This is a genomic window from Veronia pacifica (genome assembly GCF_001707825.1).
Lineage (GTDB): Bacteria > Pseudomonadota > Gammaproteobacteria > Enterobacterales > Vibrionaceae > Veronia > Veronia pacifica.
In genome coordinates this window covers 90,458-109,732 of sequence record NZ_LYBM01000008.1, presented here as the reverse complement: position 1 = coordinate 109,732, position 19,275 = coordinate 90,458, and the positions used below count along the sequence as shown (strand labels likewise).

The window sequence follows — 19,275 nt, the reverse complement described above, 5'->3', positions numbered from 1 at the left end:
CGAAGAATAATGCTCGAATAGTTGATGGCTCGTTCGGCACAGTTTTTGGTACAAGTCAAAATCACTGTGCCCGAACCGAATGGGGGATTGTATCTGGCTGAAGTAAGATTGCAACTGAATAAGCAGAACAGCGATTAAATCAGCTCAAATACCACAATCATCTGAACCTTTATGCTTAAAAATTCGAGTGATACAGCAAACAGAAGAAGATTTTTCATTGGATAGAAACAGGCCCTGTTTAAACAGGACCTGTCATAAATAGTGCGTTTTAGCCTCGCAGCTACCGAACGTTAAATCCCCATACAGTTTGCATAGTAGGTCGTCGTGGCTGGCCAGTCAGAGAACACCGCTTTTACACCAACCTGCTTAGCCAATACATCAAGCAGTTTGAACGTATCGCCATCGTTATTCGTGGCATCCTGCACTGATTGATAATACCAACCGCCACCGTTAACTAATGGCCCAGAACGCTCAAGTGTCCATGTAATAATGCCAAGACCCGCATTCTTTGCCAGCTTAGCGTATTCTGAAGGCACCATTTCCTTGCTGTTGTTCTGGGTGACCAGTGCGTAAAGCGGTGGAGCAATAATATTCACCCCCGAATCTGCCAGCGCTTTCATATCAGAAGCAGAGGGACGCCATGTTTCGTCATCGTACATACGAGAATCAAGGTACACCGCCTGTTTGCCAAAGTCCGCCTCTTTACTTATCCAGTATTTCACATCAGACAAGTTGAATGACTGAGCAAATACATCCTGTGGCGCAACACTCGCTGCTTTGTACTCATTAATTAATTTCTGCGCATAGTCTTGCTGTGAGAATCCCTGATATGGCATCTCTACGGCTGGCGACTTGAGCTCTGGCGTCATTTTCACACCCAGTGATTTAAATAGCGCAATACTCTCAGCATGAGTCATTAGTGTGCCACGACTGGCGTAAAGGTCCGTTCTCCAGCCCGGTGTACCCTTCATGTAATCTTCAGGCGTGGTTGCCATAGGATTAGCACCATCCATTTTTCCCTTCAAACGTCGAAATTCTGCCAACGTGAAATCCGATGTCCGGCATTCAACCTTTGCTTCTTCATTTTTATCAGGATTAGCAGGCGTAAAAGGAACCGAGCATTTAGATGCCAGATCAGGATAGGCAAGAACATCCGTCGTGGTATGCAAATCATTTTGAGAATGCCGGCAAACCAGCTCTTTGTCTTTTGTGAAGGTGACATCACATTCCAGTATGCCCGCCCCCATCCTGGCCGCTGCAATGTAGGACTCCCGGGTATGTTCAGGAAATTGCATCGGAGCGCCGCGGTGCCCAATCGAGAACTCACTCTTTTTAAACGGCCCGCTCTCACAGGATTCAAGACGTGTTTTTAATGGACTTTTATCCATATCGTCGACCAAATAAAAAGGTCTTGGACCAAGCTGTATGTTGTCGGCAAAAGTGAATAACGAAAGTGAAGACAACACAACAGCTGATACTGATCTCAAAGCAATATTTTTCATCGGGGTCCTTCTCAAAGTAAAGTCAAAGCGGCCTGAGTTTTTCAGGCTGCAATTACATTTTTGAGAAATGTACATGACAATTACATTACATGATGTGATCTCTTGAACAGAGAAGCACTTTAATCAGTTATTGCCACCTTGACTCGAAAGTAAAACTTTTTTCAAAGGAAATTTTTATTCGTTGCCCCTTTAGGTATGCGCTATTACATTTTCTATTAGCAACACAAGAAGCTGTAACGAAGAGTTGGCTTACCGCATTTAATATGCAACTTAATGATAAAAGGAGCTTTTTATGGCTGTGCAACAAGCAAAGGCAACATGGGAAGGTACCCTAAAAGACGGTAAAGGGAACATGCAATATGGCGATGTATCCGGTCCATTTACCTTTGCATCGCGTTTTGAAAATGGAGAAGGTACTAACCCGGAAGAGCTGGTCGGTGCTGCTCACTCTGGCTGTTTTTCTATGTTTTTATCTGCCCTCTTGTCAGAGAAAGGACTCAATCCGACGATTAATACCACTGCAACTGTCCATCTCGGGGAAGACGACGGGCCCAAGATAACAAAGATTGAACTCGACTCTACCGTATCCGCCGATGGCCTTACTGACGAAGTCCTTCAGGAGCAGGCAGCTGTCGCCAAGCAAAAATGTCCTATATCCAGACTATTTGCTGGTACAGACATATCACTGACCATCAAGCTTGTATAAAACAACGTAAACAAAACGTAAAAAACTACACCGCGTGTCACTCGATGAGGTGGCACGCTTCATAAATACTGGAGGTATTATGGTTACCGATGTAAGAGGCCTTGCGCTGACAGGTACTGATTATTCCGGTGCACAAAAATATCAGGATGTCATTCAAAAGCTATACGACTACCGCCCCAACCTCGGCAGTTATCTGCAACCGCTGATTGATGAATATCCCGAATTTATCATGGCACGGGTTGTGTTGGCGTATGGTATGGCTAGCGAAGGTCGTTATTCCTCTCTCGTCAATGTGGCAATTAAAGGCTCTGAACTCAACTCTCTTAGAGAAGGAGCAACAGAGCGTGAATCATTACATATAGATGCGGTCAATACCTGGTCGAAAGGTGATTTGAAAGGTGCTATCGAAATCTGGGACGCTATCTTAGCAAAATGGCCCTTCGATCTGGTTGCATTCAGACAAATGACAATGAATCTCTTCTGGATGGGCCAAAGACGCCGACTCGCGGATCTATGCGCGAGATTGATGCCCTACTGGGATGAGACAACACCCGATTATGGTTTTTTCATCGGACCCGTTGGTTTCGTGATGGAAGAGCTCGGACAATATTCTCTGGCAGAGAAATATGCGCGCAGAGCCGTTGAACTGAACCCCTCAGATATGTGGGCCGTTCATGCAGTCGCGCATGTTCTCGAAATGCAGGGCAGAAATGAAGAAGGTATTGATTGGATAGAGCCTAAAAGTCACGTGTTTCATGAACACAATGCCTTTGTCGGACATCTATGGTGGCACCTTTCATTGTTCCACCTTGAGTCGGGAAATGTTGATAAAGTCCTGAGTCTATTCGACCAGCAGGTATATCCGGGTAACTCAGATTTTTACCTAGACATACAAAATGGTGCATCGTTACTTTCTCGTCTGAGCTTCATTGGTGTCGACGTGGGTGACCGATGGAAGAAACTGCTGGAGGCGGTTGAAAATGCCAAACTCGACTATGTCTACGACTTTACTGATATCCACAATGCAATTGTGCTGGCCAGAAATGAAAGATTCGGCGAATTAAAATCAATGAATGATCAACTTTCACGCAGGCTGTCATCATCAGATCATGACCCTTGGCTGACTTATCAATTAACGAAGGCCATCGAGGATATCCATATGGGTGATCCGGCGAGGGCAGCGGACAGACTCGCCCCAATTCGTTATGATCAATTGGCATTGGGTGGCAGTCACGCACAGCAAGATTTGTTTCTTCAGTATCAGATAATGGCGTATCGCAACAGCGAAAACCTGCCGATGATGAAAGCGGCTCTCAAGGAAAGACTGGCGAAACGAATAATCGGTAACGATGTTGATGGATACCTGACGAAAGCCAGACAGATTGATTCACTTACCTTAAATGATTCAATCACGCCCTATTTGCAGAAAGTCTCGGGGTAAGCGGCGGCTTTTCTGGCAATATCTATGATGGATGAAATCTCCGATGCAACAGTACAAAGCGACTCATAGCCGGGTCGCTTTTGGGCTGACTCAATATCTCACCCTTTCACCACATCCCTCCATCTGGTAACAAACTGGAACCGACTGACTCCATTTGCGAAGTGCAACGCTTGATTTCTGCCAATCATTTATACTACCTTATTTGTATACACAATTATTGGTTGTAGAAATGACAAAAGCGCCCAGATTCCAACAAATCAAAACCCATATACAAAATAAAATCGACTCAAGAGAGTGGCCGGTTGGCACACGTATTCCGACAGAAGCCGAATTGTGTGAGCAATTTTCAGTCAGCCGGATGACAGTCAATAAAGCAGTGAGGGATTTGGTTAATCAGGGTTTACTGGAGCGCACTCCCCGCCTTGGCACCTTTGTATGTCAAAGCAAAGCAGAATCGCCGCTGATGGATATCAGAAATATCGCGGACGAAATAAAAGAGCGAGGCCACCACCACCATAGCGAAGTCGTACTGCAAAAGAGCATTATTGCGCCTGAAGATGTTGCCATGCGTCTGGGGGTAATGCTGGGTTCAGCGGTATTTAAAACTGAAATTGTGCACTATGAAGAGGATAAAGCTATACAGGTCGAGGTACGGTGGGTTAATCCAGACTTTGCACGCCATTATCTCAGTCAAGATTTTAATGAAATCACCCCGCATCAATATCTTATGCAGAACTGTCCACTCAGTACCATCGAGCATACCGTGGAGGCAATTCTGCCGCCGCCGAACATTGCACGACTGTTGGATATTTCACCCACGAAACCTTGTCTTTTACTGCATCGTCGGACGTGGAGCGGCCAACAACTGATCAGCTCAGCGCTCCTTTATCACCCCGGTGATCGATACAAACTCAGTGCTAGGGTCAATGTATCTTCATAAGGCTTGCCATCACATGACCTATTGAACCCACACTATATTCGCGATGGCAGTCTTCTAAAGAGCGTATCTTAGACTGCACGCCCAATGTGTAAAGTGTCTCTTTTCTATTAGTTAGCAGTCATTCATCTGTCATTTCGCTGTCAAAACTGACGTAATTGACTGCCAATACCGCCCTGCTGTTCGCTAACACATATTCCTGTTCATATGTTTACTATCCAGTGACAAATGGCAAAGTACGATCTTATTGCAGGATAAATGACTGAAAATTAAGCTCTGGTCATTCAGCTTTACAAGCGGTGTCACGTCTTTGTATCACTGACTCTTGATATTTACTTCATATTTGTCTATACATTTGTATAGACATAAAGGTGAGTGTCAGAGCACATGAAACGGATATTTAAAGACTGCCGCGTTGTCACCATGGACAGCCCGGTTAATGACATTGATGGCTATCAAGTCAAAGAACATTGCAACATTCTGGTTGAAGACGGCGTGATAACTGCCGTCGGCGAAAATATCAACGATGGTGACTGCGAGGTTACGTCTCTGGGTGGACGACTTGTCACACCCGGTCTCATCGACTCACACACCCACCTAATTCACGCGGGTGACAGGGCTGCTGAGTTTGAAATGCGCCTTAACGGAGTACCTTACGAGGAGATTTCCCGTCGGGGCGGCGGCATCTTATCGACAGTGAAAGCAACGCGAGCTGCCAGCGTTGAACAGCTTACTGAACTTGCTGTTCCCCGTGCACAGGCTTTAATGCGTGACGGCGTCACTACCATAGAAATAAAGAGCGGCTATGGCCTGACACTGAAAGATGAGCTCAAAATGCTCCAGGCTGCAAGAAACCTCGGCGAACAGCTTGAAGTCAACATTACCACCACACTTCTCGGTGCTCACGCGATACCACCTGAATTCCAGGGACACAGTGACGACTACATCAATCTGGTATGTGAAGAAATGATCCCGGCAGCCGCTGAAGATGATCTTGCTGATGCTGTTGATGTTTTTTGTGAGTCCATTGCCTTCACCCCCGCTCAATGCGGCCGGGTATTTGAAGCTGCTCAGGCACATGGTTTAAAAATTAAAGGTCACACCGAACAACTGACCAATCAGGGCGGCAGTGCACTGGCAGCACGCATGGGGGCAACCTCCGTCGACCACGTTGAATACATCGATATGGTTGGAGTGGAGACACTCGCCAGACACGGTACAGTCGCGACACTCTTACCAGGCGCATTCTATTTTCTCCGTGAAACTCAGAAGCCACCAGTTAATCTGCTGCGCAAAAATGGCGTTCCTATCGCGCTGGCCACAGATTTCAATCCCGGCACTTCACCTTTTGCAAGCCTGACCATGATGATGAATATGGGCTCGACCCTGTTCGGTATGACACCAAAGGAAAATTTATACGGTGTCACACGTCATGCAGCACAGGCTCTGGGACTACACAATAAAGGACAAATCGCCGCAGGCTTTGATGCTGATTTTGCAGTCTGGGATCTGAATGAACCAGCACAGCTCAGTTATCAGATTGGTCTGCCGTCACTCCATGCACGTTACCTCAAGGGCGAAAGGAGCAGTGATTTATGAGCATCGACCTTTCAGCATGGACAGGCCGCAGCGATCCGGAAGACGGAGATCTGGGTCTTAGGTTGCACAACAAGGTGCAATCAGCCGAAGAGGCCACCCATCCGGGCACTATGATCCTGGGATTTGCCTGCGATGAAGGTGTCGCCCGAAACAAAGGGCGCGTCGGTGCCTACAATGGTCCGACAGAAGTAAGAAAAGCGCTGGCCAATCTTGCCTGGCATCATCACGGATACCTCTATGACGGAGGTGACACCCGTTGTGATGATCATGATCTGGCAAAAGCTCAGCGTATCCTTGCTGCAGATATCAGCGAAGCCCTACGGCAACAACACTTCCCCATCATCATAGGTGGCGGACACGAGATCGCATGGGCCTCTTTTCAAGGCCTTGCCAACCATCTTCAGCAAAAAGGCACAGAAAGAGCACCTCGCGTTGGCATCATCAACTTTGATGCACACTTTGATCTCAGAACCCCGAGTGGCGAAAGTGCACACGGCAGTTCAGGCACGCCCTTCGCACAGGTTGCCGAATACTGCCATAACAGGCAGTGGCCGTTTGAATATGCCTGCCTCGGCGTCAGCAGTACCTCGAATACTCAGGCGCTGTTTAAAAAAGCTAACGATCTCTCAGTGCTCACCGTTGAGGATACTGAGTTTAACGAGCGAAACTTTGACAGCATTACAGCCCGACTCTCTGAATTTATCGAGCGCTGTGACTGGCTCTATCTCACCATAGACCTTGATGTGTTTCCCGCAGCGGTTGCACCGGGCGTATCCGCTCCAGCACCACACGGCGTGGCATACCCCATGGTAGAAGCACTGTTATCCCTTATTCTGAACGCGAAAAATGCAGACGGCGACAGAAAGATCCGCCTCGCTGACATCGCAGAATACAACCCAAGATTTGATATTGACGGACATACTGCCCGGCTTGCGGCGCGTCTGATATGGACAATTGCACGCAACTTACCGGCATTTCATGAACAACAAGGAGTTATCTGATGACAGACCCACGTCTGGATACCACAAGGACAATCAAAGCCCCCACTGGTACTGAGCTGAACGCAAAGTCATGGCTGACCGAAGCGCCACTGCGTATGCTGATGAACAATCTGCATCCTGACGTTGCGGAGCATCCACATTCACTAGTGGTTTATGGTGGCATTGGCCGTGCGGCGCGTAACTGGGAATGTTATGACAAAATTGTTGAGGTGTTGAAGCGCCTTGAAGATGATCAAACGCTTTTAGTTCAATCAGGCAAGCCTGTTGGGGTGTTTCCAACCCATAAAGATGCGCCACGGGTACTGATTGCGAACTCAAATCTGGTACCTCACTGGGCAAACTGGGAGCATTTCAACGAGCTGGATAAGCAAGGTCTGGCAATGTACGGACAAATGACTGCCGGCAGCTGGATTTACATTGGCTCACAAGGCATTGTTCAGGGCACTTACGAAACGTTCGTTGCCGTCGCCAAAAAGCACTTCGATGGTGATGCAACAGGACGCTGGATCCTGACGGGTGGACTTGGCGGTATGGGTGGCGCACAGCCACTGGCTGGCACCATGGCAGGCTTCTCAATGATTGCCGTTGAATGTGATGAAAGCCGTATCGATTATCGCCTTCGCACCGGTTACGTCGATAAAAAAGCGACGTCACTGGATGAAGCGCTTGAGATGTTGCAAGAATCACTCGATAACCAGACGCCGATTTCCATTGGCCTACTGGGCAATGCTGCCGACATATTCCCTGAGCTGGTTAAACGTGGCATTACACCCGATGTCGTCACCGACCAAACATCCGCTCATGACCCCCTCAATGGCTACCTGCCACAGGGCTGGAGCATGAATAAAGCTGCCGATGAGCGTCAGAAAGATGAATCTGGTGTGGTATCAGCTGCCAAAGCGGCAATGGCGGTTCAGGTCCGTGCGATGCTGACGCTGCAACAGCGTGGCGCTGCTACTTTGGACTATGGCAACAATATCCGTCAGATGGCACTGGAGACCGGTGTTGAAGACGCATTCAACTTCCCGGGCTTTGTTCCTGCCTATATCCGTCCGTTGTTCTGTGAGGGTATTGGTCCTTTCCGCTGGGCGGCATTGTCTGGTGATCCTGAGGATATCTACAAAACCGATCAGAAAGTGAAAGAGCTGATCCCAGATAACCCTCACCTACATAACTGGCTGGATATGGCCCGCGAGCGCATTCAGTTTCAAGGCCTGCCTGCCCGTATCTGTTGGGTAGGTCTGAAAGACCGTGCACGTCTGGCTCTGGCCTTTAACGAAATGGTGAAAAACGGCGAGCTGAAAGCGCCAATCGTGATCGGCCGTGACCACCTGGATTCAGGATCTGTTGCCAGCCCGAACCGCGAAACAGAAGGCATGCTGGATGGCTCAGATGCTGTATCAGACTGGCCTCTGCTGAACGCACTGCTCAACACAGCGTCTGGTGCGACATGGGTATCCCTGCACCATGGCGGCGGTGTTGGCATGGGCTTCTCACAACACTCAGGTGTTGTCATTGTTTGTGACGGTACCGACGATGCAGCCAAACGTGTTGGTCGCGTGCTTCACAACGACCCAGCGACCGGTGTAATGCGTCATGCAGACGCGGGGTATGACATCGCTGTGAATTGTGCCAAAGAGCAAAATCTGGATTTGCCTTTGCTGGACCTACCAAACACGCCGGTTAAAAAATAAGGAGCTGACATGTACCAATTAACGATTCATCCGGGCAAAGTCACTCTGAACCAACTGCGTGAAGTCAGTCGTCAGCCTGTCAACATTACCTTTGCCGACGGTGTGGCTGATGAGATGCAAGCGAGCATTGATACTGTAAGCCGCGTATTGGATGAGGGGCGTGTCGTTTACGGCATTAATACAGGGTTTGGTCTGCTGGCTAACACCCGTATCGACCGCGAAGATCTGGAAACACTGCAAAAAAGTATCGTACTTTCGCATGCCGCCGGTATTGGTGAATATATGTCAGATGATACGGTTCGTCTGATGATGGTACTGAAAATCAACGGACTGGCTCGTGGCTTTTCTGGCATTCGCTATTCAGTGGTTGAGGCACTGGCTGCACTTCTTAATGCAGAAGTTTATCCATGTATTCCCAAGAAAGGCTCAGTAGGTGCATCAGGCGATCTGGCTCCGCTTGCTCACATGAGCACAGTGCTTCTGGGAGAAGGGCATGCGCGTCACAATGGTGAAATTGTTACAGGAACAGAAGCGTTGAAACTTGCCGGGCTGTCTCCCATCACTCTCGGTCCTAAAGAAGGCCTTGCTCTGCTTAACGGCACGCAGGCATCGACCGCTTTTGCTCTTGAAGGCTTATTTGCTGCAGAAGACCTTTATGCCTCGGCAACAGTATGTGGTGCGCTGTCGGTTGAAGCCGCACTTGGCAGTCGTCGTCCGTTTGATAACCGCATTCATGCCGTGCGCGGACACCAGACTCAAATTGATGCTGCCGCTGCTTATCGCCATGTTCTGGAAGATGACAGTGAGATTGGCCAGAGCCATGTATGCTGTGAAAAAGTCCAGGATCCCTACTCCCTGCGCTGTCAGCCGCAGGTCATGGGTGCCTGTCTTGAGCAGATTCGCTCTGCGTCATCTGTCCTTCAGGTCGAAGCTAATGCCGTTTCTGATAACCCGCTGGTGTTCTCAGAAGCCAATGACATTATCTCAGGCGGAAATTTCCATGCAGAACCCGTTGCCATGGCAGCAGATAATCTTGCACTGGCAATTGCCGAGATAGGCAGCTTATCAGAGCGTCGTATGGCATTGCTTATCGACAGTGGTCTGAGTAAGTTACCACCATTTTTGGTCGACAACGGTGGTGTAAACAGTGGCTTTATGATTGCTCAGGTTACATCTGCTGCGCTGGCAAGCGAAAACAAAACACTGGCTCACCCTGCCTCAGTAGACAGTCTGCCGACATCTGCCAATCAGGAAGACCATGTTTCTATGGCTACGTTTGCGGGTCGACGTCTTAGCGATATGGCAGAAAATACGCGGGGTATTCTTGCGGTTGAACTACTGGCAGCTTGTCAGGGTATTGATTTTCGTGCACCGCTGAAGTCTTCGCCGAAACTGGAGCAGGCGAAAGGAGCATTGCGCGAGAGAGTGGATTTTTATGATAAAGACCGATATTTTGCGCCTGATATCGAAAAAGCAGACCAGTTGTTGAAAGAAGCGGTTTATAACAACTTGATGCCCGCAAGCCTGCTACCCAGCATCTGATGCTACCCCTATGAATTAATGCTGTTTAGCGATAACAAAGCCTCCTCTCCGGGGGCTTTTTACTTGTTAACATTTTTACAGGGTGCCAATTCCAATTCTCGCGACGTTTCAGATCCTTGTGTTTAGGCTACTATTGAATCAGTCCCTATTGATATTACATTGCAGGGCGGGAGAACAAAAATGTGGCAATCTTTGTCTCTTCAACTGACCGCGGTAACGGGTCAGCCAGTAAGCATCAGTGAAAAAACGCCTGTCGACGGTGGAGATATTAGCGAATGCTTTATCGTCGGTGATGGCGACACGCGTTTCTTCGTCAAGCTCAATGATCGCAACAAACTACCTATGTTTGAATCCGAAGCGGAGAGCTTGCGACATTTAGCACTCTGTAGCGAAGTCGATGTACCTGAGGTGATTTTTATAGGTGCAGTAAAAGACCATGCTGTATTAGTCCTCAATTATCTCGCACTTAAAAACCTCGATAACGAGAGCGCCTATCTGCTCGGCAGACAACTTGCCAGTCAACACAAATGGGGTGAGCAGCCAGAGTACGGCTTCGATATCGACAATTATATCGGGCGTACAGAGCAACCTAATAACTGGCATCGCAAGTGGAACGTATTTTTCGCTGAGCAGAGAATCAGCTGGCAATTGCAACTAGCGGCCGAGCGGGGCTTGTATTTCGGTGACCTCGACTCAGTCACCGCGAAGGTGAAAGAGCGTTTATCTGGTCATCAGCCCAAACCGTGTCTACTTCACGGAGACCTTTGGCTTGGCAATACAGGACTGTCTGTTCTCGGCCCAATATTCTTTGACCCCGCAGCATACTGGGGTGACAGGGAAACGGACATCGCGATGACCGAGTTATTTGGCCGTTTTCCTGACAGCTTCTATCAAGGTTATAACGAAGTCTGGCCGCTGGAAGCGTCTTATGCAGAGCGGCGGGATATGTATAACCTATACCATCTTCTAAACCACGCATTACTCTTTGGCGGACATTATATTACCGACGCTGAGGACATGATGGCGTCTCTGCGTCTCATTTAACATCGAGACAAGGTGCTGGTAGAGATAAATGTGATGATGCTTCTGACAAAAGAAATAATAAGTTATGAACCTGTCAGTTAAGGAAAATATAAATGTTCAACAAGGGTCTGGAATAAAAATAAATCTGTCCAATTATGTCTCGTTATTAAAATAAAATGAGACACAATGTTTATTAATACACTATCGTTTTCTCACTATTTGTTCGTTGTTAAATACACGTCTTAAGTGAGAATAACCTGAACATTTGAATAACAATTAGCCTCCATCATTATTGAGAGCCCCACAGGACTTTTGGCTTAATATTGACCAACGCCTCGCCAAACACCTCTGAAGATTCATTGTTCATGTCGCTTATATCATTTTTCTATTTTAAGTATGAATTACTTATTAATCCCTTGGTTAAATCGTAAGATAAATTAACATCCCATCTTTACAAAAGATAAAAAATATAAATGCAAGATATTTTTTATCTTTCGGCCAATTAAGTTCTATAAATGAGAAATAAGTCATTTTACTGGTTAAAAGTTATTCGTCTGCTAAAGTTTTGTATTAATACCGAACGCTATTTTAAATAAAAAATCTTAAGCAGTATCACCTAATCGTTGGAATTTTGACGAATAATTCGCGACATATCCAACTTTGTTATTAATTTTTAGATAGAAAAATGTTTGTTGCCTAGTATGAATTTTGTCAGGGTCATTGTCTTAAGGAGTTTGATAATGACTGGAGCCACACTTGGCGACCCCAGAAGGAGAAAAGGATGCAGAACTTCACTGAGAGAGGCATAGACTGCCCACACTGTGGACATAAAATCCGGTTAACACTTGATATAAGCGGTGGAGACCAAGAGTTTTATGATGATTGCCCAGCATGTTACAACGCAATCCATTTAAACTTAAAAGTCGACAGCCAACATAGAAAAATCAGCTTATTTGTTGATGCAGATGATGAACAGGTTTTTTGACAAAAGAGCGGCATGATAATACTTGAGTGGATAAGCTGTCAGGTATTATCAGGCCGTGTAAATTAAGTTAAAAGATGAGTGTAAGTTTTCAGATCACTTGAAAAGAGCGACTGAGGTCAATCGCTACGTTAACATTCATATCAGGACTGTTTAGCAGCCATGACTCGCTCGACAGTATCAACAACCGCCTGCGTTTGTGGGTCTACTTCAATATTGACCCTGTCACCTTCCGCTTTCCAACCAAGGTTCGTGCGAGAAATGGTTTCCGGAATAAGATTGACACAGAACGTATTGCCGCGAACCTCACCAATTGTCAGGCTGATCCCGTCGATACCTATGTAACCTTTATCGAAAACATATTTAACAATATTTCCAGGCACAGAAAACCAGACTTGTTTGTTATTCTCACTGAGAATGACCTCGGTAATATCTGCCGTACACATAATATGGCCTGACATGCTGTGACCACCGATTTCGTCACCGAATTTAGCAGCCCGCTCAATATTGACTTTATCTCCAACATTGATATCGCCAAGGTTAGTCAGTGACAATGTTGCCTGCATTAAATCGAACCAGACGATATTATTTTCTATCCGGGTGACGGTAAGACAACATCCGTTATGTGCCACTGAAGCACCAATTTCGAGGCCGTCACGCCAGTTTTCCTCAAAAGCCAAAGCGTGGCTCTGAAACTTTTCTTTTTGCACAACCTCAACAACTTGTGCTGTCCCCTGTACGATGCCGGTAAACATAAGGCTCCCTATTGTTCTTTACGAGATAATGCTGTGATGGGTGAGTATGTAGAAACCCACGATGTGTGGTCCCCAGTCGCCTGAGTATATGTGAATCATATTTTTATTCCTAACCTCGATGAACTCAATAGGTATCAATACACTATTTACACTGAAATAGGTCAAACACAGGTTTAGATGAGTTTAACAACTCGAATAGATATATGCTCTGCTTATGTATAATTTATCAACATATCAATGGACATATTTCTTACTCTATGGTGATATTGGTCGGCAAACACGCTTTTTCCATTCCATTTTTCTAATGGAACAATAATCCTCGGAGTTTTCTTTGTACAACTATCGCCAAGAGGCCGTCTCAATCATCAAATTGGGAACGCCCGTCCTGATTGCCCAACTCGCTCAAACGGGTATGGGATTTGTAGATACAGTCATGGCTGGTGGTGTCAGTCCAACAGACATGGCCGCCGTAGCCGTTGCATCCAGTATTTGGTTCCCGACAGTATTATTTGGCATTGGTGTTCTGATGGCCATGGTGCCCATTATTTCCCAGCTGAGTGGCTCAGGACGAGTTGAAAAAATCCCCTTTCAACTCCATCAGGGAATTTATCTATCGCTGATGATTGCGCTGCCCATGATGCTCTTGCTGGCCAACACAGATGCATTGATCCTGTATATGGATATCGACCCAGCCATGACAGAAAAAATTATTGGCTACATGCATGCTGTTTTGTGGGGAGCCCCCGCCGTCCTGCTGTTTCAGGTTCTCCGAAATTTGTGTGAGGGAGTCTCGATGACTATCCCTGCCATGATCATCGGATTTGCCGGGCTCATTGTGAATATACCGCTCAACTGGATTTTTGTTTACGGTAAATTTGGTGCACCCATGCTTGGAGGTGTCGGTTGTGGTGTCGCCACTGCCCTCGTCTACTGGCTGATGGCCGCTGCAATGCTGGTTTATATTCTGAAAAATAGACGACTTAATAAACTCAATTTGTTCAGCCATTTCAGTCGAATCGATTTTTCTGCCCAGAAACGTATCTTTAAATTGGGTTTGCCTGTCGCAGGTTCTTTGTTTTTCGAAGTAACCATGTTTTCAATGGTCGCCTTGCTAATCGCGCCTCTTGGCGCAGATGTAGTTGCCGCACACCAGGTAGCGATAAACTTTTCATCACTGGTCTTTATGTTGCCCCTGAGTCTGGCGACAGCTGTCAGTATAAGGGTCGGCCATCAACTGGGTGAAAAAAGTACGTTCGGCGCGGGCGCATCAGCAAAACTCGGTATTTATATCGGCCTATTTGCTTCAGTGATCACCGCTTTCCTGACCGTTGTGTTCAGAGAGCAGATCATCGATTTATACACCGACAATCATGATGTGCAGCAATTGCTGCATGGTTGCTGATTCTTGCCGCTGTCTACCAGTGTACTGACGCCATTCAGGTGGTCGCGGCCGGAGCGCTGCGAGGCTACAAAGATACCCGTGCCATTTTCTACCTAACACTGATTGCGTACTGGTTTGTTGGTGTACCCGTCGGCTATATTCTCGGGATAACTGATATTTTCACCGACCCTATGGGAGCGACCGGTTTTTGGATTGGCCTTATCATCGGCCTGTCAGTTGCAGCAGTGCTGCTTGGAATACGTCTTATCTGGATAAGACGTCAGCCAACAGACTTTCAATTGGCAATGGCCGAGAGATAATCTAGAAACAGTATCTTGAAAGGTTGAATTCGAAGGGGCGTGAACAGCCCCTTCCTTTTTCTAAGACCTCGTCGCCTATCCATTCTGCGAATACCTTAGCTCTTATCCCGCACTTAACTCTTATCCAGCACCTAGCTCTTTTCACACTTCGCTTTTTTCACGCACAGCCCAGTTATCACACATAGAACTGTCGACGAAAGTGTGACGGCGTAACGCCTTTAATTTCCTTAAAGTGGCGGTTGAAGTTCGACAAATTAGCGAAGCCAGCCTGCTGAGCAATCCATGAAATAGGTTTTTTTGTCTGTATCAGCAATTCACACGCCTTCCCCACCCGGTAATTTTTTATATGCTCGCTGAGGCTTTCCAAAAAGTGGCGTTCAAACAACCGATACACCGAACTTTCGCTCATGTGTAAATGGCGGCAAAGATCAGCAACATAAATGGGCTGTTGATAATGCTGCTCTATATAGCGCCGTGCCATATCGACCCGACACTCTGCACGATCATCAACAACAGGCACAAAGCCATAGTCCACCTTATTCACTGTCTTACTGCTTGTATCCTCAGCCAATAACAACAAAATATCGATGACAACTGAAAATTGTCTTGCCGGACCCAATAAGGTGGGATTTCGATTCATGATATCTGCCACCCGACCGACGGTATCCTGACTGAACGTTAACCCTTTTGTTGATTTATCGAGCGTGGTCCTAAGGGTCGATAAGGCAGGAACAGCAGTGATGATCTCTTCTATCCATTGCGGAGAAAACCATAAAACATAAGTAACAATGCCATTTTCAGACACTGTGTTCACTCGACCAGATATCATATGTGGCAAGCCGGGGCCATAGAGCAACATAGTGTTATGAGACGGCTCACCAATATAATCCCCGGCAAAAATATTGCCGGTAAATAGCGCATCAGGGTCTTGATAGAGTACTAACTCATACTCGTTGTGATAATGCCAGCCGCTACATTTCAGTTCGTCGCCCGCCTTGTGTTGTCGTCCTTGCCAATCGAATCTTGCGAAACGCCAGCTCACCTTGTTGTCACTACTAATCGCTTCTATTTGTGGTTTCATATTATGTTTGCATCTGAAAATGACTGCGCCAGCAAGTAAGGTTTTCCCAGCACAGAATGACACACATATACTCAAATACTCCCATCAACGTCATGAAATTTGAATGGATTTCATTATTTCTGGACCGATTTTTATCACAACACATCGGATGTACACAGTAATCTAGAGCACGTTGAAATTCACATCTGTCATTGCTCTGGAGCACCAATGAAACTCTCTCCTACCGTCATCACATTCGTCACCACCTGCCTATTGTGTGGTCTGGCGGGTGCGTTTATGACGCCTCTGCTGACGCTATATCTGACTGAAGCTCTTGAAGCAAAGCCACTGATGGTCAGCGTTTTTCTTTGTTTGTCTATTACCAGTGGTATTTTGGTATCACAGTGGATAGCCACCTTTTCTGACCGGGGCATTGCTCGAAAAAAACTGATTCTGCTCGGGCTCGTCTGTACGCTGGTGGCATCATTAGTCTTTGCCGCCACACGAAGTTACGTTGTCGCACTGACAGTCGCTATCGCCATATTTTCATTTAATGCGCTGACACTGCCCCAGATCTTTGCATTGATCCGAGAATATGCTGATTCTCAACCCGATACTGACAGTCACTTGTTGATGACCTCATCGCGTGCCTGCATTGCGATTGCATGGGTATTAGGGCCGCCGCTGGCATTCATCTGCCATGACGCCTATGGATTCACCTTTACCTTTGCAATATCGGCAGCCATCTCACTGGTCAATATCATCTTGGTGGTTTTTATGCTGCCAGATGTCAAAACACAAACAGGCGACACGACTGACAAAGATTCAGATACCAACCAAGCGCGAGTAGCATCCTTCACGCCTTGGTACACCATCCCAAAAGTGGTGCTTTTTGCCCTTGCCGTCTGGCTGATGTTCTTCGCCAACAACCTTTACATTATCAGCCTGCCTCTCTACATCATGAATGAAATGCAGGTCGCCTCGTCATGGGTAGGAAAACTGTTTGGCCTCGCGGCGTTCATTGAGATTCCAATTATGATTGGTGGCGGGTTGTTGGTGAAATATTTTGGCGCAAAGCGGATGGTGGCGTTCGGCGTAACCTGTGGTGTGATCTTCTCACTTGCGATGTCCCAAACAACAGCAATATGGCAGATGTTTGTACTCCAAATACTCAACGGTATTTTCATTGGCACCACTGCCACACTGGGCATGGTCATTTTACAAGATATGATGCCAACTCAGCGGGGCGTCGCGACGACCCTCTTCAGTAACGGTATTCAGTTGGGCACTCTGACCGCAGCACTTGCTTTTGGCTTCATCGGCGAGTACATCAACTACCATTTCGCCTTTTACCTCAGTGCAGGCGCAACAAGTATTTCACTGCTCTTGATCGTAGTACCGAGCCTAGTTCTTCGTCATCAAAGCAGAAAATCCCTATCTACCTAGACTTCATTTAATAAATAAAACAAAGAGATGAAGCCACTTCTGTGGTTTCTCTTCCACTGAAACACGCTGACTTTTTTCCTTCTATCTAGTCCTGAATCCAATATACTTCGTAATGAATAAAAAAAGTCGGCCATGGAGTGTCACATTTTGCGTCAGTTAGTTATTTGTTGCTTACTCATCGTAATGACAGGATGTCAATCAGACGACAACACTGCAGATTTGTTCAAAACCTATCAGCAACGACTGGCGAATGTTACTGATTCTGACACCGTAGCGCTTGCTGACTCCTACAAAGTGCCGCTCCCCCGTAAACGCGAACTTATTCAACCTATTGAAGATGTGAGATTTGGCCTGCTCGACGCCTACGACCTTCGCAAATGCGGTTTGTTTGAGTTAATTGCAGAGCGCAATTCTGTGCTGGGTAAAATTCAGGATCCGTTCAGGCTGTTGGACTACGAAATTACGTTTTTAAGAAAAGCCAACGCATGCATGCCGCTGGTTGAAGACGTAGATATAAAGAAAGAGCTCCAAGAAGCCATTGACGTAAAAACACGCCAGCTACCGACCCGATACTGGAATGCAATTGGCGGCAGCGATGCCTGGAACAAACAACTGGTGCTTCCCGCTACCATGCTCAATGTTAACGAAGCCACGCCACGAACCGCTGTCGTGTCCGCCATTTCAGCTTTCGCATCTGTGCAGTCACCCAATGGCCTCGAGGTTTCAGTGACGCCGTGGCAAGAAACGATTGAAAAGCAAAAAATGCTCGGAAGCCTGTTTCTGTCTATCGATGAGAGTCGACGCTGGTTAACGGCAATAAACAAACAGCTTGAAGAAAATGACCATCGGATTTTATGTGGTGAAAATATCAATCAAACCAAAGCAAAGTACCTGAGGAATGTGTTTGATGAGTTTTACATCAAGAAAATACAGCCCTACCTGTCATCCATAGACACCATGTATCTGGATGTGTCCCCCTCTTTAGAAAAAATTGCGCTCTATGCGGACAGCCCCCGTCAGTTTGATGAATATAAAACAGCCTACTTTACCGGCCTTCACTACCAACTTTATAAAAAATCAGTAAAAGATCATGTCTTTTATTGGAAGTCTTTGTTCGAGCGGTGCAATATCCGACTCATCCGATAGGTATGATATCACCGAAATCTTCGTATCGATTTAAACATTCACCTCGCCCAACGGGCCTTAAACGAGAAAATGTGTTTGATATGCGAACGTAATGAACACCTTTTCATCAAACGGACTTAAAAGTACAAAAAGTTGCGGTTAATCGCTTGCTTAGCAGCAAGGTTGCCGCTAATATTCATCCCGCTTTCGAGAGAAACAAAGCGTAATACGACCGTAGCTCAGTTGGTTAGAGCACCACCTTGACATGGTGGGGGTCGGTGGTTCGAATCCACTCGGTCGTACCAATTTCTCTCTTAAGAACCATCTCTTTATCAGAATAAATTTCCTAGTCTAAGCCTTTAGATAAAAATACTATAAATCAATTAATTAAATCTAAATCCCACAATTCACCACCCTACTCTCATAACTTTCACCCAATTTTCTATATGAATTTTCATATATCTAGCCTGACTACCATCGAAAATTGGCGTTTTTGGTCACTGTGGTGATCAAAACTATGTTGGCATCTAAAAGATTAGATAAAGAACTGGCTAGGTTTTGGAAAGGAAAATACGGGGTTTCATCTAACTCTCGGAGCTCATTCAAAGCAAGGGCTATCCACGCACTCGCTTTGATGACGTAACTAGACTGTGATTAACTTTCAAACCACTATCTCGAATTGTTGGTTCACCGCTAACTGGAAAGACATGGCAGCTTACATAAATGTCACCATTCCGTCGCATTTGTGTGTACTCTTCAGG

14 protein-coding genes, 1 tRNA gene and 1 pseudogene are annotated in these 19,275 nt (G+C 46.5%); 13 read left to right on the top strand and 3 right to left on the bottom strand.

Features of this window, described 5'->3' with window-relative positions; translation table 11 throughout:
• Window positions 1-290 precede the first annotated feature (290 nt).
• Window positions 291-1,502: a glycerophosphodiester phosphodiesterase family protein gene (locus tag A8L45_RS06670; protein WP_068900491.1), complete on the bottom strand. Its 1,212-nt coding sequence runs from the start codon at window positions 1,500-1,502 to the stop codon at window positions 291-293.
• A 292-nt stretch (window positions 1,503-1,794) separates the two neighbouring features.
• On the opposite strand from A8L45_RS06670, the gene A8L45_RS06665 reads away from it, so the two are divergent.
• The 9 genes from A8L45_RS06665 (at window position 1,795) to A8L45_RS06625 (ending at window position 12,430) form a co-directional block, all read left to right on the top strand.
• Window positions 1,795-2,208 (top strand): OsmC family peroxiredoxin, encoded by a 414-nt coding sequence (locus A8L45_RS06665; protein ID WP_068900489.1) that lies wholly within the window; start codon window positions 1,795-1,797, stop codon window positions 2,206-2,208.
• 79 nt (window positions 2,209-2,287) lie between these two features.
• Window positions 2,288-3,649 carry a tetratricopeptide repeat protein gene (locus A8L45_RS06660; protein ID WP_068900487.1) on the top strand — a complete coding sequence of 454 codons (1,362 nt, stop codon included), beginning with the start codon at window positions 2,288-2,290 and terminating at the stop codon, window positions 3,647-3,649.
• Window positions 3,650-3,878: 229 nt separating this feature from the next.
• A complete protein-coding gene (hutC, locus tag A8L45_RS06655; protein WP_068900484.1) occupies window positions 3,879-4,589 on the top strand; it encodes a histidine utilization transcriptional repressor HutC in 711 nt (236 codons plus the stop codon).
• Between the two features lie 384 nt (window positions 4,590-4,973).
• Window positions 4,974-6,185, top strand: coding sequence for an imidazolonepropionase (gene hutI / locus A8L45_RS06650; protein ID WP_068900482.1), 1,212 nt, complete (start codon window positions 4,974-4,976; stop codon window positions 6,183-6,185).
• Window positions 6,182-7,186 carry a formimidoylglutamase gene (gene hutG, locus A8L45_RS06645; RefSeq protein WP_068900480.1) on the top strand — a complete coding sequence of 335 codons (1,005 nt, stop codon included), beginning with the start codon at window positions 6,182-6,184 and terminating at the stop codon, window positions 7,184-7,186. The genes hutI and hutG overlap by 4 nt, the downstream gene beginning before the upstream one ends.
• Window positions 7,186-8,880 carry a urocanate hydratase gene (gene hutU, locus A8L45_RS06640; protein WP_068900477.1) on the top strand — a complete coding sequence of 565 codons (1,695 nt, stop codon included), beginning with the start codon at window positions 7,186-7,188 and terminating at the stop codon, window positions 8,878-8,880. The genes hutG and hutU overlap by 1 nt, the downstream gene beginning before the upstream one ends.
• Before the next feature lie 9 nt (window positions 8,881-8,889).
• On the top strand, window positions 8,890-10,422 hold the full coding sequence (hutH, locus tag A8L45_RS06635) for a histidine ammonia-lyase (protein WP_068900475.1): 1,533 nt from the start codon (window positions 8,890-8,892) through the stop codon (window positions 10,420-10,422).
• A 180-nt stretch (window positions 10,423-10,602) separates the two neighbouring features.
• Window positions 10,603-11,466: a fructosamine kinase family protein gene (locus A8L45_RS06630; RefSeq protein ID WP_068900473.1), complete on the top strand. Its 864-nt coding sequence runs from the start codon at window positions 10,603-10,605 to the stop codon at window positions 11,464-11,466.
• 760 nt (window positions 11,467-12,226) lie between these two features.
• Complete coding sequence (locus tag A8L45_RS06625) at window positions 12,227-12,430, top strand: CPXCG motif-containing cysteine-rich protein (protein ID WP_068900471.1); 204 nt, start codon at window positions 12,227-12,229, stop codon at window positions 12,428-12,430.
• A 140-nt stretch (window positions 12,431-12,570) separates the two neighbouring features.
• Here A8L45_RS06625 and A8L45_RS06620 read toward each other — a convergent pair whose 3' ends face one another.
• Window positions 12,571-13,182 (bottom strand): riboflavin synthase, encoded by a 612-nt coding sequence (locus A8L45_RS06620; protein WP_068900469.1) that lies wholly within the window; start codon window positions 13,180-13,182, stop codon window positions 12,571-12,573.
• Between the two features lie 331 nt (window positions 13,183-13,513).
• Here A8L45_RS06620 and A8L45_RS06615 point away from each other — a divergent pair.
• A pseudogene (locus tag A8L45_RS06615) lies at window positions 13,514-14,883 on the top strand (MATE family efflux transporter).
• Between the two features lie 175 nt (window positions 14,884-15,058).
• Here the strand turns inward: A8L45_RS06615 and A8L45_RS06610 are convergent.
• A complete protein-coding gene (locus A8L45_RS06610) occupies window positions 15,059-15,964 on the bottom strand; it encodes a helix-turn-helix domain-containing protein (RefSeq protein ID WP_068900513.1) in 906 nt (301 codons plus the stop codon).
• A gap of 207 nt (window positions 15,965-16,171) precedes the next feature.
• Between A8L45_RS06610 and A8L45_RS06605 the strand changes: the two genes are divergently transcribed.
• The 3 genes from A8L45_RS06605 (at window position 16,172) to A8L45_RS06595 (ending at window position 18,819) form a co-directional block, all read left to right on the top strand.
• On the top strand, window positions 16,172-17,389 hold the full coding sequence (locus A8L45_RS06605) for a sugar efflux transporter (protein ID WP_068900467.1): 1,218 nt from the start codon (window positions 16,172-16,174) through the stop codon (window positions 17,387-17,389).
• 183 nt (window positions 17,390-17,572) lie between these two features.
• Window positions 17,573-18,535, top strand: a complete 963-nt coding sequence (locus A8L45_RS06600; RefSeq protein ID WP_175401931.1) for a DUF3080 family protein — start codon at window positions 17,573-17,575, stop codon at window positions 18,533-18,535.
• Between the two features lie 207 nt (window positions 18,536-18,742).
• A tRNA-Val gene (locus A8L45_RS06595) sits at window positions 18,743-18,819 on the top strand.
• Window positions 18,820-19,275: the final 456 nt, after the last annotated feature.

What these genes read in the sequence shown, in the direction of transcription:
- A8L45_RS06670 (WP_068900491.1), bottom strand. Translation starts at nt 1,502, where the DNA reads ATGAAAAATATTGCTTTGAGATCAGTATCAGCTGTTGTGTTGTCTTCA.
- A8L45_RS06665 (WP_068900489.1), top strand. Translation starts at nt 1,795, where the DNA reads ATGGCTGTGCAACAAGCAAAGGCAACATGGGAAGGTACCCTAAAAGAC.
- A8L45_RS06660 (WP_068900487.1), top strand. Translation starts at nt 2,288, where the DNA reads ATGGTTACCGATGTAAGAGGCCTTGCGCTGACAGGTACTGATTATTCC.
- hutC (WP_068900484.1), top strand. Translation starts at nt 3,879, where the DNA reads ATGACAAAAGCGCCCAGATTCCAACAAATCAAAACCCATATACAAAAT.
- hutI (WP_068900482.1), top strand. Translation starts at nt 4,974, where the DNA reads ATGAAACGGATATTTAAAGACTGCCGCGTTGTCACCATGGACAGCCCG.
- hutG (WP_068900480.1), top strand. Translation starts at nt 6,182, where the DNA reads ATGAGCATCGACCTTTCAGCATGGACAGGCCGCAGCGATCCGGAAGAC.
- hutU (WP_068900477.1), top strand. Translation starts at nt 7,186, where the DNA reads ATGACAGACCCACGTCTGGATACCACAAGGACAATCAAAGCCCCCACT.
- hutH (WP_068900475.1), top strand. Translation starts at nt 8,890, where the DNA reads ATGTACCAATTAACGATTCATCCGGGCAAAGTCACTCTGAACCAACTG.
- A8L45_RS06630 (WP_068900473.1), top strand. Translation starts at nt 10,603, where the DNA reads ATGTGGCAATCTTTGTCTCTTCAACTGACCGCGGTAACGGGTCAGCCA.
- A8L45_RS06625 (WP_068900471.1), top strand. Translation starts at nt 12,227, where the DNA reads ATGCAGAACTTCACTGAGAGAGGCATAGACTGCCCACACTGTGGACAT.
- A8L45_RS06620 (WP_068900469.1), bottom strand. Translation starts at nt 13,182, where the DNA reads ATGTTTACCGGCATCGTACAGGGGACAGCACAAGTTGTTGAGGTTGTG.
- A8L45_RS06610 (WP_068900513.1), bottom strand. Translation starts at nt 15,964, where the DNA reads ATGAAACCACAAATAGAAGCGATTAGTAGTGACAACAAGGTGAGCTGG.
- A8L45_RS06605 (WP_068900467.1), top strand. Translation starts at nt 16,172, where the DNA reads ATGAAACTCTCTCCTACCGTCATCACATTCGTCACCACCTGCCTATTG.
- A8L45_RS06600 (WP_175401931.1), top strand. Translation starts at nt 17,573, where the DNA reads ATGACAGGATGTCAATCAGACGACAACACTGCAGATTTGTTCAAAACC.